Annotated in this window: 12 protein-coding genes and 1 riboswitch; of the genes, 9 read left to right on the forward strand and 3 right to left on the reverse strand. The window is 52.7% G+C overall.

All coding sequences use genetic code 11. From position 1 onward, the window contains the following. Nucleotides 1-5: 5 nt before the first annotated feature. On the forward strand, nucleotides 6-674 hold the full coding sequence (locus IXC47_RS07360) for a DUF799 domain-containing protein (protein ID WP_175626982.1): 669 nt from the start codon (nucleotides 6-8) through the stop codon (nucleotides 672-674). A 50-nt stretch (nucleotides 675-724) separates the two neighbouring features. Here IXC47_RS07360 and mnmA read toward each other — a convergent pair whose 3' ends face one another. Both mnmA and IXC47_RS07370 read right to left on the reverse strand, forming a co-directional pair. Beyond that, nucleotides 725-1843, reverse strand: a complete 1119-nt coding sequence (mnmA, locus tag IXC47_RS07365; RefSeq protein WP_175626983.1) for a tRNA 2-thiouridine(34) synthase MnmA — start codon at nucleotides 1841-1843, stop codon at nucleotides 725-727. Continuing rightward, the gene (locus IXC47_RS07370) at nucleotides 1836-2324 is read right to left on the reverse strand and encodes an NUDIX hydrolase (protein WP_175626984.1); all 489 of its coding nucleotides are present in this window, start codon (nucleotides 2322-2324) and stop codon (nucleotides 1836-1838) included. The genes mnmA and IXC47_RS07370 overlap by 8 nt, the downstream gene beginning before the upstream one ends. 367 nt (nucleotides 2325-2691) lie before the next feature. Here IXC47_RS07370 and panD point away from each other — a divergent pair, with 367 nt between their 5' ends. The 3 genes from panD (at nucleotide 2692) to pntB (ending at nucleotide 6194) form a co-directional block, all read left to right on the forward strand. Further along, the gene (panD, locus tag IXC47_RS07375; RefSeq protein WP_012078240.1) at nucleotides 2692-3051 is read left to right on the forward strand and encodes an aspartate 1-decarboxylase; all 360 of its coding nucleotides are present in this window, start codon (nucleotides 2692-2694) and stop codon (nucleotides 3049-3051) included. A gap of 121 nt (nucleotides 3052-3172) precedes the next feature. Next, nucleotides 3173-4771, forward strand: a complete 1599-nt coding sequence (locus tag IXC47_RS07380) for a Re/Si-specific NAD(P)(+) transhydrogenase subunit alpha (RefSeq protein WP_175626985.1) — start codon at nucleotides 3173-3175, stop codon at nucleotides 4769-4771. A gap of 10 nt (nucleotides 4772-4781) precedes the next feature. Then, nucleotides 4782-6194, forward strand: coding sequence for a Re/Si-specific NAD(P)(+) transhydrogenase subunit beta (gene pntB / locus IXC47_RS07385; RefSeq protein ID WP_175626986.1), 1413 nt, complete (start codon nucleotides 4782-4784; stop codon nucleotides 6192-6194). A gap of 97 nt (nucleotides 6195-6291) precedes the next feature. Here the strand turns inward: pntB and IXC47_RS07390 are convergent, their stop codons facing one another. Then, the gene (locus tag IXC47_RS07390; RefSeq protein ID WP_175626987.1) at nucleotides 6292-7197 is read right to left on the reverse strand and encodes a LysR family transcriptional regulator; all 906 of its coding nucleotides are present in this window, start codon (nucleotides 7195-7197) and stop codon (nucleotides 6292-6294) included. Nucleotides 7198-7304: 107 nt separating this feature from the next. On the opposite strand from IXC47_RS07390, the gene gcl reads away from it, so the two are divergent. From gcl to pyk, 5 genes are all read left to right on the forward strand, one after another. Further along, nucleotides 7305-9053: a glyoxylate carboligase gene (gene gcl, locus IXC47_RS07395; RefSeq protein WP_175626988.1), complete on the forward strand. Its 1749-nt coding sequence runs from the start codon at nucleotides 7305-7307 to the stop codon at nucleotides 9051-9053. Between the two features lies 1 nt (nucleotide 9054). Continuing rightward, nucleotides 9055-9834 (forward strand): hydroxypyruvate isomerase, encoded by a 780-nt coding sequence (gene hyi, locus IXC47_RS07400; RefSeq protein WP_076592433.1) that lies wholly within the window; start codon nucleotides 9055-9057, stop codon nucleotides 9832-9834. A 97-nt stretch (nucleotides 9835-9931) separates the two neighbouring features. Next, nucleotides 9932-10819: a 2-hydroxy-3-oxopropionate reductase gene (gene glxR, locus IXC47_RS07405; protein WP_175626989.1), complete on the forward strand. Its 888-nt coding sequence runs from the start codon at nucleotides 9932-9934 to the stop codon at nucleotides 10817-10819. 88 nt (nucleotides 10820-10907) lie between these two features. Then, nucleotides 10908-12173, forward strand: coding sequence for a glycerate kinase type-2 family protein (locus IXC47_RS07410; RefSeq protein WP_175626990.1), 1266 nt, complete (start codon nucleotides 10908-10910; stop codon nucleotides 12171-12173). A 77-nt stretch (nucleotides 12174-12250) separates the two neighbouring features. After that, on the forward strand, nucleotides 12251-13669 hold the full coding sequence (gene pyk / locus IXC47_RS07415; protein WP_175626991.1) for a pyruvate kinase: 1419 nt from the start codon (nucleotides 12251-12253) through the stop codon (nucleotides 13667-13669). A gap of 185 nt (nucleotides 13670-13854) precedes the next feature. Continuing rightward, a riboswitch (TPP riboswitch) is annotated at nucleotides 13855-13963 on the forward strand. Nucleotides 13964-13978 lie beyond the last annotated feature (15 nt).

The raw sequence follows: 13978 nt of genomic DNA on the forward strand, positions 1-13978 counted from the left end.
CGGAGATGTCACGAAATATTAAAGCGTTGTTGCTGTGTGTGTTGGTTTTAGGCTTGAGCGGTTGCGCGACGCAAATGAGCAAAAAGAAGGATTACACCGATTTGCGCACGGAAGCGCCTCGTTCGATCCTGGTAGTGCCTGCGATTAATCGCAGTGTGGAGGTGAATGCTCCTGACTACTTCCTGTCCACTATTTCTCGTCCTCTGGCTGAACGTGGCTATTACGTTTTCCCGGTGCATCTGGTTAAGCGCATGATGGAGGACGACGGCCTGAACGACGCGGATATGGTGCATGCAGGTGATCCGCAAAGAATGGGCAAGATGTTTGGTTCTGACGCGGTCATGTACATCACGATCGAGCGTTGGGATGCGCAATACGTGGTCTTCTCAACGACTGTTACGGTCGAAATGAACTATGTACTGAAGAGTACTTCAAGTGGTCAGACCTTGTGGAGCAATACCCAGAAACTGGTCTATCAACCGCAAAACAATAATTCCGGTGGCGGGATAGCCGGCTTGATTGCGCAGGCGGTGGTGGCGGCGGTTGCGAAGGCTGCACCCAACTATGTGCCTTTGGCACAGCAGGCAAATGCGCTTGCGGTAACTACCAAAGGGCAGGGCTTACCAGCAGGGCCATATATCGACTTGTATCAAAAGGATCAGGCTGACTTCTGATTTGTTCGGATATCGAATAGTGATCAGCGAACCGGTCACTATTCGATAGTTTAGGCGGGGATGGAAGAAGTATTGATGATGCCGCCGCCCAGGCAAACATCACCTTGATACAGCACTGCCGATTGTCCGGGTGTGACCGCCCATTGTGGTGTGGCGAAGGCGAGGGAGAAGCCTTCGGCATCGCTGCGCTGTTCGCAGGCGACGTCGGCCTGGCGATAGCGCGTTTTGGCTGATACTGATATCTCGCTAGGTGGAGCACCCGCGATCCAGCTTATCTGGCCGGCGCTCAGCTCGGACGACAGCAGCCATGGATGATCATGGCCTTGCACTATATATAGAGTGTTGGTCGCGACATCTTTGCGCGCCACATACCAGGGCTCACTATTGCCATCAGTATTTTTGTGCGACTTCATGCCGCCCAGGCCTATGCCTTTGCGTTGCCCCAGCGTGTAGAAGCTCAATCCTACGTGTTCGCCAACGGTGACGCCGTCCGGTGTCTTCATCGGCCCTGGCTGATACGACAGGTAGCGATTCAGGAATTCGCGGAACGGGCGTTCGCCGATGAAGCAGATGCCGGTCGAATCCTTTTTGGTGGCGTTCGGCAATTTCAATTGTTCCGCGATCTTGCGTACTTCGGTTTTACGGATTTCGCCGAGCGGGAACAGGGTCTTCGATAGCTGCGCCTGATTCAGACGGTGCAAGAAGTAGCTTTGATCCTTGCTGGCATCGACTGCTTTCAGCAGTTCGACGCGACCGGCATCCGGACCTGATGTCACTTCGCGCACGCGCGCGTAATGGCCGGTGGCGATCATGTCGGCACCGAGCAGCATGGCGTGGTCGAGGAAAGCCTTGAATTTGATTTCGGCGTTGCACAGTACGTCCGGATTCGGAGTACGACCAGCCTGGTATTCGCGCAGGAATTCGGCGAAGACACGGTCTTTGTATTCGGAAGCGAAATTCACTGCTTCGATATCGACGCCGACGACGTCAGCCACGCTGGCAGCATCTATCCAGTCCTGGCGTGTCGAGCAATATTCGGAATCGTCGTCATCTTCCCAGTTCTTCATGAAGAGACCGATGACTTCATACCCTTGTTCTTTTAACAGCCAGGCAGAAACGGACGAGTCGACACCACCGGACATACCGATGACGACACGTTTTTTAGCCATTATTTACTACCTCGTAGATGGATGGGTGCGTGATGAGCAGCGACAGCGGCGCGCGCTTGCCAGCCAGATAGTCATCAACGCGTTGTAATACCGAAGGGCTGCGATGCTTTTCCCGGGTCGCGACCAGTTCGTCGTAGCTCATCCAGACCGCGCGCAGGATGCCGACATCTAGCGCCTGGTCGTGTTTGGCGCCGACTTCGCCGCAAAAGGTAAAGCTTAGATAAGTGACATCATGTCCGGTGCGGGCAGAGACATAGCGCGACATATACATGCCAACCAGGGCGGTAGGGGTGAAATCGTGAGCGGTTTCCTCCAGCGTTTCCCGGACGACGGCTTCTTCCAGCGATTCATGCGGGTCCAGATGACCGGCAGGCTGGTTAAAGCGTACGCCTTCACTGGTCTCTTCTTCTACCAGCAGGAAATGCCCATTACGCTCGGCGACGGCAGCAACAGTGACAGATGGTTTCCAGATATCAGGCATAGGGTCCCTCGGAATAACCCGCTATTTTAGCGCGCACCAAGGAAAGTTGCCCGCAATGTTTCCCCGACTGAAAATATTGTAATAAAATGAGTCAGGTCAAGATTGCTCAACTTTTGTCTTTGCTATGCTGGGCATTTGGCCTTATGCTTATCAGTTCGCTTCCTTGTAAAACCCCTACGGAAGTTGGCAGGTGCTAGCCCGACCCGGGTAAATACCCTGCCGCTGAGCGGAAATTTCGCTGCAGGAACATATGGTTGACTGCCTCACATACCGTGGAAGCGCAGCGCCAGGAACTACACATTAATTGATTTGCCTTCGCCGGGCTTTGGCGTCGAGGCAAAGTTTTAAGTAACGAAACGGAATAAAAATGCAACGTATCATGCTCAGGTCAAAAATCCACCGTGTAACGGTGACTCAGGCTGACCTGCATTACGAGGGTTCGTGCGGTATCGACGAAGACCTGCTGACCGCCGCTGACATCCGTGTTGGCGAAAAAATTGAGCTGTACAACATTAATAACGGCAAACGCTTCTCCACCTACGCCATCAAGGGCGCCAAGGGTAGTGGCGAGATTTCGCTCAACGGTGCTGCCGCACGCTGCGCACAACTGGGCGATTTGCTGATTATTTGCACTTACGGTTCCATGACAGACGAAGAAGTCGAAACGTATGTACCGAAGATTGTCTTCGTTGATGAAAAGAATAAATTCGCCGGTCTGAAGAAATAGCGATTAGTAGTCGTAACAATTTAGAAACCCGGTCGCGCCATACAGGGCAGCTAGAACCGGGTTTTTATCCATTTGTTGATCGCGGCGATACAGAATTTAAACAAACTATGAGAGATGTTATATGTCTTTAGTTATAGGGGTGCCACGGGAGTCATTTCCCGGGGAAAAACGGGTGGCCACTGTGCCAGAAGTCGTCGAAAAGCTAATCAAACTTGGCTTTTCAGTCAGTGTGGAATCTGGTGCAGGTGACGAAGCCAACTTCAGCGACGATACCTACCGCGCAGCTGGTGCACAGATCGTGCAAGGCGCTGCTAACTTGTGGTCCACGTCCGATATCGTCTTTAAGGTACGTGCTCCAAGCGCCGAAGAAGTCGGCCTGATTCGCGAAGGCAGCACTCTGATCGGCTTCATCTGGCCAGCACAGAATCCTGAATTGATGCAGCAGCTTGCCGCCAAACGCGTTACCGTTTTGGCGATGGACTCGCTGCCGCGCACGCTTTCGCGCGCGCAGAAGATGGATGCTTTGACCTCCACCGCCGGTGTCAGTGGCTATCGCGCCGTCATCGAGGCTGCCAATGCTTTTGGTCGTTTCTTCAACGGCCAGATCACGGCTGCAGGTAAGGTTGCTCCGGCTAAAGTGTTTATCGCAGGTGCTGGCGTGGCCGGTCTGGCTGCGATCGGTACGGCTGCCAGCCTGGGCGCCATCGTGCGCGCCAACGATACTCGTGCCGAAGTGGCCGATCAAGTTGTATCGCTGGGCGGCGAATTTGTTAAGGTCGATTATGACGAAGAAGGTTCGGGCGGCGGCGGCTATGCCAAGGTCATGTCCGAAGGTTTCCAGGCTGCGCAGCGTGAGATGTACGCTCAGCAAGCCAAGGAATGCGACATTATCATCACCACCGCACTGATCCCTGGTAAACCAGCTCCGAAACTGATTACCGCTGAAATGGTTCAGTCCATGAAACCTGGCAGCGTGATCGTCGATATGGCGGCTGAGCAGGGCGGTAACTGCGAACTGACCGAACCTGGCAAGGTTGTGGTGAAACATGGTGTGACTATCGTTGGTTACACCGATCTGCCGAGCCGTTTGCCTAAACAGGCGAGTACGCTGTACTCGACCAACTTGCTGCGCCTGACTGAAGAACTGTGCAAGGACGCTGAAGGTAAAAAGACGACTGACGGCATTATCAACGTCAATATGGAAGACGAAGCCATTCGTGGCCTGACCGTCATCAAGGAAGGCAACATCACTTGGCCGCCTCCACCGCCGAAACCAGTAGCTGCTCCAGCTGCCAAGCCAGCGCCGGCAGCTGCGCCTGCGCACGGTCATGGCCCAAGCACCACTGTTTCCTCACCTAAGCGTGTAGTCACAATGTTTGTCTTCGCAACGCTGTTGTTTGCGTTGATAGGCATGGGTGCGCCTACCGCTTTCCTCGGTCACTTGACCGTGTTCGTACTGGGTTGCTTCATTGGTTACATGGTGGTCTGGAATGTTACCCCGGCATTGCACACGCCTCTGATGAGCGTTACCAACTCCATCTCGTCGATCATCGTGATCGGTGCGCTGGTACAGGTTGCTCCTCCGTTGGCTGATGGTATGGCGCGTCCCGAGTTGCTGATTAAGTGCCTCGCCGCTGCTGGTATCGCTTTGACCGCAATCAACATGTTCGGTGGCTTCGCTGTCACCCGTCGCATGCTTGATATGTTCCGTAAGAATTAAGGAGACCCCTATGTCTGCAAATTTGGCTACTGTCTCCTACATCGGAGCAACCATTCTCTTCATCCTCAGTCTGGGCGGCTTGTCGCATCCAGAAACTTCGCGTCGCGGTAACTTGTACGGCATGATCGGTATGGGCATTGCGGTGCTCGCTACCATCTTTGGCCCACGCGTTACTGCAGACGGCTATGCATGGATCATTCTGGCGCTGCTGGTCGGCGGTGTGATTGGTCTGTACGCTGCTAAGAAGGTCAAAATGACCGAAATGCCGGAGCTGGTTGCATTGATGCACAGCTTCGTCGGTCTGGCTGCTGCACTGGTTGGTTTTGCCAGCTACATCGATCCGTCGATCCATCTGGAAGGCGCTGAGAAGGCAATTCATCAAGTTGAAATTTACGTCGGTATCTTCATCGGTGCGGTAACTTTCTCGGGTTCTCTGATTGCGTTTGGCAAACTGAACGGCAAAATCGGTGGTAAGCCATTGATGCTGCCGGCACGTCACTTCATCAACCTGATCGGCTTGCTGCTCGTGATCTGGTTCGGTCGTGAATTCATGAATGCACCAGACGTTGCTAGCGGTATGACACCGTTGATCATCATGACCATCATCGCCTTGCTGTTCGGCGTACACATGGTGATGGCGATCGGTGGTGCTGATATGCCGGTCGTGGTTTCGATGCTCAACAGCTACTCTGGCTGGGCGGCTTCGGCTACCGGTTTCATGCTCGGTAACGATCTGCTGATCGTGACAGGTGCGCTGGTTGGTTCTTCGGGTGCGATTCTGTCGTACATCATGTGCCAGGCGATGAACCGTAACTTCTTCAGTGTTATCGCCGGTGGTTTCGGTGGCGGTGCTCCGAAGGCGGGCGGCGCTGCGAAAGAACAGGTTGGCGAAGCTACTCCTGTTAGCGCACAAGAAACTGCAGAACTGCTGCGCGAAGCAAAAAGCGTGGTCATCGTTCCAGGTTACGGTATGGCAGTGGCGCAAGCTCAGCACACCGTGAACGAAATCACCAAGTTGTTGCGTGCTAAAGGTACCAATGTGCGTTTCGCGATTCACCCGGTTGCCGGTCGTATGCCTGGTCATATGAACGTGCTGCTGGCTGAAGCGAAAGTACCGTACGACATCGTGCTGGAAATGGACGAAATCAACGAAGACTTCCCTGATACCGACGTAGTCATGGTTATTGGTGCGAATGACATCGTCAACCCGGACGCGCAGGACGATCCGGACAGCCCGATCGCTGGTATGCCAGTGTTGGAAGTCTGGAAAGCAGAAACGTCTATCGTCATGAAGCGTTCGATGGCATCCGGTTATGCTGGTGTTGATAATCCATTGTTCTACAAAGAAAACAACCGCATGTTGTTTGGCGATGCGAAGAAGATGCTGGACGACGTCCTGACAACTTTGAAAGCTGCTGCCTGATAGCAAGCTGATGTTGATAAAAAAGCCCGCTGCTGCGGGCTTTTTTTATGGGTTTTTAAAGGACTTGATAATGCTTGCGGCGTAAGTCAGTGTGCGCTTACCTGCTCCAATAACCCGGCTGGCTATACATGGCCTTCAAATGCGAAATGAAAAGACGCACCTTGGCCGGTACATTCCGCTGCTGCGGATAGACCGCCATGATGTCGTACTCAGGGATCGCATAATCGTCGAGGACAGTTTCCAGCATGCCGCTCTCCAGCTGGCTTTGGATCTCCCATACGGAGCGCCAGGCGATACCCAGGCCTTCGGTCATCCAGCGATGCAGCAATTCACCGTCATTGCAATCCAGGCTGCCCTGCGCGCGTACTGAGACGGTTTTGCCGCGGTAGTTGAAGTACCAGCCGCGTTGCTGCCCGCCTTGTAGGTTGAAAGCAAGGCAATTGTGATTGGCAAGGTCGTCCAACGTCTTGGGTTTGCCGTGTTTTTTGAAGTATTCCCGGGTGCCGCAGACTACCCGCTTATTGGCCGCCAGTTTGATAGCAACGAAATTGGGGTCGATATTGCCGCCAATACGTATGCCCATGTCATAACCTTCTTGCACCAGGTCCACCACGCGGTCAGTCAGGTTGAAAGACATTTTGAGGCCGGGATGCTGGTCCAGGAATTCCTGCGCATAGGGTGCGACGTGCTGGCGGCCGAAGGAAGCGGGGGCGGACACGATCAAGTGCCCGGTGACCTTGTTATTGCCGGCGGACAATGCGCTTTCAGCATGTTCCAGTTCACTGAGCATTTTACGGCAGTGTTCGAGGTATACTGAGCCCTCTTCCGTCAGGGCCAGGCGCCGTGTAGAGCGATGCAGCAGGCGGACGCCCAGGCGTTTTTCCAGGGTATCGATGCGACGCCCGACCATCACAGGTGTGACCTGCAGGGCTAAGGCCGCAGCGGCAAAGCTATTATGCTCGACCGCCATCACAAATGCCTCGATCTGTTTGAGCTTGTCCATTCGATACCTGAAGTATTTAATTGGTTAATTAATAGTCCTATTCTAAAAGTAATCCATATGAATTACTATGCAGCGTAGGAAAATTTCATTTCAATGGAGATTATGTAATGGCAAAGATGACAGCAGCCCAGGCAGCAGTTTGGGTAATGCAGAAAGAAGGTATTGATCAGGCCTTCGGCGTTCCAGGCGCAGCGATCAATCCGTTTTACTCCGCCATGCAAAAGCAAGGCACCATCAAACACATTCTGGCGCGTCACGTAGAAGGCGCGACACACATGGCTGAGGGTTACACCCGCGCCAAATCCGGCAATATCGGTGTTGCTCTGGCTACCTCGGGTCCAGGCGGCACAGACATGGTTACCGGTCTGTACTCGGCTATCGCTGACTCGATTCCTATCTTGTGCGTTACCGGCCAGGCTCCACGTGCACGTTTGCACAAAGAAGACTTCCAGGCTGTTGATATCGAATCGATCTCGAAACCAGTAACCAAATGGTCGGTTATGGTTCGTGAACCAGCATTGGTTCCACAAGTATTCCAACAAGCATTCCACATCATGCGCTCCGGCCGTCCAGGTCCTGTGCTGATCGATTTGCCGTTCGACGTACAAGTTGCTGAAATCGAATTCGATCCAGATCTGTACGAGCCATTGCCAGTGTACAAACCACAGGCAACTCGCAAGCAAATCGAAGCTGCAATCACAATGTTGAACGCTGCAGAGCGTCCATTGCTGATTTCCGGCGGCGGCGTTATCAATGCAAACGCAACCCCATTGATGCTCGAATTCGCTGAGCTGGTAAACGTTCCTGTCGTTCCAACCCTGATGGGCTGGGGCACCGTACCTGACGATCACCCGCTGATGGTTGGTATGGTTGGTCTGCAAACATCGCATCGCTACGGTAACGCGACCATGTTGGCTTCGGACTTCGCATTCGGTATCGGTAACCGTTGGGCTAACCGTTTCACCGGTTCGATCGACGTGTTCACCAAAGATCGTAAATTCGTACACATCGACATCGAACCGACACAAATCGGTCGCGTGTTTGGTCCAGACCTCGGTATCACTTCCGACGCTGGCGCAGCACTGAAACTGATGATCGAAGTAGCGAAAGAATTGAAAGCTGCTGGCAAACTGAAAAACCGTGATGCATGGTTGGCTGAGTGCCAAGAACGCAAACGCACCATGTTGCGTAAAACGGATTTCGACGTAACCCCGATCAAACCACAACGTGTTTACCAAGAAATGAATGCAGTGTTCGGCAAAACCGCACGCTACATTTCGAACATCGGTTTGTCGCAAATCGCTGCGGGTCAATTCCTGCACGTGTACAAAGAACGTAACTGGATCAACTGCGGTCAAGCAGGTCCATTGGGCTGGACTATCCCAGCTGCTCTGGGTGTCCGGGCTGCCGATCCAACCAGCGAAATCGTTGCTATCACAGGCGATTACGACTTCCAGTTCCTGATCGAAGAATTGGCTGCAGGCGCGCAATTCAACCTGCCTTACATCCACGTTCTGGTGAACAACTCGTACCTGGGCCTGATCCGTCAAGCACAACGTATGTTCACAATGGACTACTGTGTATCGCTGGCTTTCGACAACATCAACTCGACCGAAAACGCTTCGTACGGTGTTGATCACGTTAAAGTTACCGAAGGTTTGGGCTGCAAAGCAATTCGCGTCTACAACCCTGACGACATCGCTCCTGCACTGAAAAAAGCGCAAGAGTGGATCAAAGAATTCAAAGTACCAGTCGTTGTTGAAATCATCCTCGAACGCGTAACCAACATCGCGATGGGTACCGAAATCAACGCGATCAACGAATTCGAAGAAATCATCGACGTTAAGGGTGCTTAAGATGACGAAACTTGCTGCTAATCTGACGATGCTGTTCAATGAGGTTCCATTCATGGACCGCTTTGAACAAGCTGCAAAGAATGGCTTCAAAGGCGTTGAATTCCTGTTCCCATACGATTTCCCTGCGGCTGATGTCGCAGCGAAATTGAAAGAGAACAACCTGGAAATGGTTTTGCACAATCTGCCAGCCGGTAACTGGGCTGGTGGTGAGCGCGGTATTGCTTGCCACCCTGATCGTGTAGAAGAGTTCAAAGCTGGCGTGGACAAAGCAATTGAATACGTCAAAGTGCTCGGCACCAAACAGGTCAACATCCTGTCCGGTATCGTGCCTGCAGGCGTAACGCATGAACAAGCAGAAGCAACCTTGGTTGCGAACTTGAAATATGCGGCTGCTAAATTGAAAGCTGAAGGTATCCCACTGTTGATCGAAGCGATCAACACATTCGATATCCCAGGTTTCTTCCTGACTGGCACGAAACAGACTCTGGACATCATTGCCAAAGTCGGTTCCGACAACCTGTTCTTCCAATACGACATCTATCACATGCAACGCATGGAAGGTGAGTTGGCCAACACGATGAAGAACAACCTCGCGGTTATTCCTCATCTGCAGCTGGCAGACAATCCAGGTCGTTTTGAACCAGGTACAGGCGAAATCAACTACACCTACCTGTTCAAGTTCCTGGACGAAATTGGTTACAAGGGCTGGATCGGTTGTGAGTACAAGCCTAAAGCTGGTACGGTAGAAGGATTGGGCTGGCGCGCAGCGCACGGCCTATAATGTAGCGTCTCTAAGCATACTGAGCGGTCCGACATCGGGCCGCTTAGTATTTTTACTGAGTACGTAGTTCACACTTAAATATAATCAGGAGTCAGTCATGGCAAAAGTTGGATTTATTGGTTTGGGTATCATGGGCGCACCAATGGCGCTGAACCTGCAAAAGGGTGGTCACCAACTGTTTTTGCATGATCAAAAAGCACCAGCCCAAGAATTGATCGACGGCGGCGCAACAGTTTGCAAATCGGGCGCTGAAGTTGCCAAGAGCGCAGACATCATCATCACCATGGTGCCGGATACCCCGCACGTGGACGCAGTTCTGTTCGCAGAAAACGGCGTTGCAGCTGGTCTGGCTAAAGGCAAAATTGTGGTCGACATGAGCTCGATCTCGCCTATCGCTACCAAAGAATTCGCGAAAAAAGTAAATGCACTGGGTTGCGAATACCTGGATGCACCAGTATCCGGCGGCGAAGTCGGTGCTAAAGCAGCTTCGCTGACCATCATGGTTGGTGGTTCGGAAGCAGCGTTCAACACAGTCAAGCCATTGTTTGAACTGATGGGTAAAAACATCACCCTGGTTGGCGGCAACGGCGACGGTCAAACCACCAAAGTAGCAAACCAAATCATCGTTGCATTGAACATCCAGGCTGTTTCCGAAGCCCTGTTGTTTGCATCGAAAGCAGGCGCAGATCCAGCAAAAGTTCGTCAAGCTCTGATGGGCGGCTTTGCTAACTCGCGTATTCTGGAAGTACACGGTGAACGTATGGTTAAACGTACTTTCAACCCAGGCTTCCGTATCGAACTGCATCAAAAAGATTTGAACCTGGCATTGCAAGGTGCAAAAGCAATGGGCGTATCGTTGCCTAACACTGCAAACACCCAGGAATTGATGAACGCATGCGCAGCAAATGGCATGAGCGGTCTGGATCACTCGGCACTGTGCCGCGCGATCGAAATCATGTCGAACCACGAAATCGCCAAGGCGTAATTCGTTCGACTGATTTAAGTACTGCTGCCGGCATTGCACTCAGGTGCAATGCCGGTTTGATTCAAAATTTTTAAAAGTAGCTTGCCCCATGTCGATAGATCCACGTCAGTTTTTGAATGACCTGTATGCCACCGCAGTTGAGGCCGTGAGCGCACAGAAGTGCATGCCCGCCTATCTGCCCAAGCAATCTGCCAAGGGTCGCACCCTGGTGATCGGTGCCGGTAAAGGTGCTGCAGCTATGGCCAAGGTAGTTGAAGATACGTGGCCAGGCAAAGTAGAAGGCTTGATCGTGACGCGTTATGGTCACGGCGCTGACTGCAAACAAATTGAAGTAGTAGAAGCGGCACATCCGGTACCGGATGAAGCTGGCCGTCAGGCAGCTGGCCGTATGCTGGAACTGGTCAAGGGTTTGACCGAAGATGATCTGGTGCTGTGCCTGATCACTGGCGGTGGTTCCGCCTTGCTGAGCTTGCCGGGTGAAGGCATCACGCTTGAGCAAAAACAAGCATTGAACAAAGCCCTGCTGAAAAGCGGCGCAACGATTTCCGAAATGAACTGCGTGCGTAAGCACCTGTCCGCTATCAAGGGTGGTCGCCTGGCGTTGGCATGTGCCCCGGCACGTGTCGTGACGCTGCTGATCTCCGATGTGCCGGGTGATGATCCTGGTGTGATTGCCAGCGGTCCTACCTTGCCAGATCCGACCACTTGCGCAGAATCGCTCGCGATCCTGAAAAAGTACGGCATTGATATTCCAGAAAACATCCTGAAGCATCTCGAATCCGGCGCTGGTGAAACACCGAAGCCGGGTGACCCGCGTTTCGCGCGCAATGAGCACCATGTAATGGCAACAGCACAGCATGCGCTGGAAGCCGCTGCGGCTAAAGCACGCGCTGCCGGTATCACGCCTTACATCCTGTCCAATGATCTCGAAGGTGAGTCGCGTGACGTTGGTATGGTACATGCAGCATTGGCGAAGCAAGTCGCTAAGTATGGCCAGCCATTTGCGAAACCATGCGTCATCCTGTCCGGTGGCGAAACGACTGTTACCGTCCGCGGCAAAGGTCGTGGCGGTCGCAATGCAGAATTCCTGTTGAGCCTGGCAGTATCCCTGCAAGGTACCGCTGGTATCCATGCATTGGCATGCGACACCGATGGTATCGATGGTTCGGAAGACAACGCTGGCGCCATCTATCAGCCCGATTCATGGACACGCGCCGCTGAGCAAGGCCTGAATGCCAAAGCCATGTTGGAGAACAACGATGGTTATGGTTTCTTCAGCGCACTCGGCGACCTGATCGTCAGTGGTCCGACACGTACCAACGTGAATGACTTCCGCGCCATCCTGATTTTGTAATTTATTTTCCCGCTGTGTCTGTGATCCAGGCATAGCGGTATTCATTTTTCATTTTTCATTTAAGAAGAAGATCTGTCATGAGACGTAATCGCAAAGCAAAAATCGTTGCTACCCTGGGCCCAGCAAGTGGTGATCTGGAAACCATCAGCGCATTGTTTGAAGCTGGTGTGGACATGTTCCGCTTCAACTTCAGCCATGGTTCGCACGAAGATCACCGCGCACGTCACGAAATCGTGCGTAGCCTGGAAACCAAATATGGCCGTCCAGTTGCCATCCTCTGTGATCTGCAAGGTCCGAAGATTCGTCTGGGTACCTTCAACGGCGATTCCGCGGTGTTGACTGAAGGTTCGCAATTCGTGCTCGACCGCGATCAGACGCCAGGTGATGCAACACGCGTTTACCTGCCACATCCTGAGTTGTTTGCAGTTGTCAAAGCTGGTCAAAACCTGTTGTTCGATGACGGCAAAATTCGTGTTTCGATCGAAAGCAACTCGGGTGACCGCATCGTCACACGTGTGACTACAGGCGGCAAGATTTCGAACCGCAAAGGCGTCAACGTACCAGACGCAATTCTGCCTATCCCTGCAATGACACCGAAAGATCTGGTTGATCTGGAATTTGCATTGTCGTTGGGCGTGGACTGGGTAGCTCTGTCGTTCGTGCAACAAGTTTCCGATATCGAAGATGCACGCAAGATCATCGGCGACCGCGCTCTGATCCAATCGAAGATCGAAAAACCAGCAGCAATGCTCGACATCGATGCGATTTGTAAAGCTTCTGACTCCGTCATGGTTGCTCGTGGTGATCTGGGTGTTGAACTGCCGATCTCGCAAGTACCGCGCGCTCAAAAAGAAATCATCCGTGTATCGCGTAAATACGGCCGTCCAACCATCGTTGCAACACACATGTTGGAATCGATGACCGAATCGCCTATGCCTACCCGTGCAGAAGCATCGGACGTTGCCAACGCCATATACGAAGGCGCAGATGCCGTGATGTTGTCCGCAGAATCGGCCAGCGGCAAGAACCCTGTTCGTGCTGTGCAAATGATGGACAGCATCATCAAGGAAGTGGAAAACGATCCGGTCTACCGCACACTGCTGGATGCACAGCAAGTGGCACCACGTCCAACGCCGGAAGATGCAATCTGCAACGCCTTGCGTGACACCACCGCTGCGATCAAAGCTGTCGCTACTGTGACATACACCAAATCCGGTAGCACCAGCATGAGCGCTGCGCGTGTACGTCCGACCACATCGATCCTGAGCATCACTCCAGAACTGAAGACTGCACGTCGTCTGGCATGGGTCTGGGGTATCCACTCGATCGTTGGTGGCCAGGATGTTAAGTCTGTTGATGACATGGTCAGCGAAGCAGTGGCGGCCGCCGTGCATGAAGGTTTTGCCACGAAGGGTGATTACATCGCTATCTCGGCTGGCTTGCCATTCGGTGAATCGGGTACAACCAACTTGTTGCACATCGCAACAGTTAAGTAATACCTGAGTTGTAACAGTTTCTGGAAAACAGCATGCTTGCCGTTTTCCAGAACTGACATGAATGGTTTGTTTTCCGGTAGGCAAGCAAGCCATTCATGTCAGATGTAAAAGTTTGATCCGGGTCAATTGACATAGTCGTTTTATTGCATAGACTCGCGTTGTAGTTTGTTGCACCCGTTGTAGAAGTAAAAAGCTAGGGGTCCTAGGCAGATGCATACCGCATCCCGCCGGGTGAGAAAAACCCTTGAACCTGATCTGGATAATGCCAGCGAAGGGAAGCTAACGAAGACCAGTTGTATCGCATCAAGA

Origin of the sequence: Herminiimonas contaminans, from assembly GCF_015645465.1 — a bacterium.
In the GTDB taxonomy this organism is placed as follows: Bacteria; Pseudomonadota; Gammaproteobacteria; order Burkholderiales; family Burkholderiaceae_D; genus Oxalicibacterium; species Oxalicibacterium contaminans.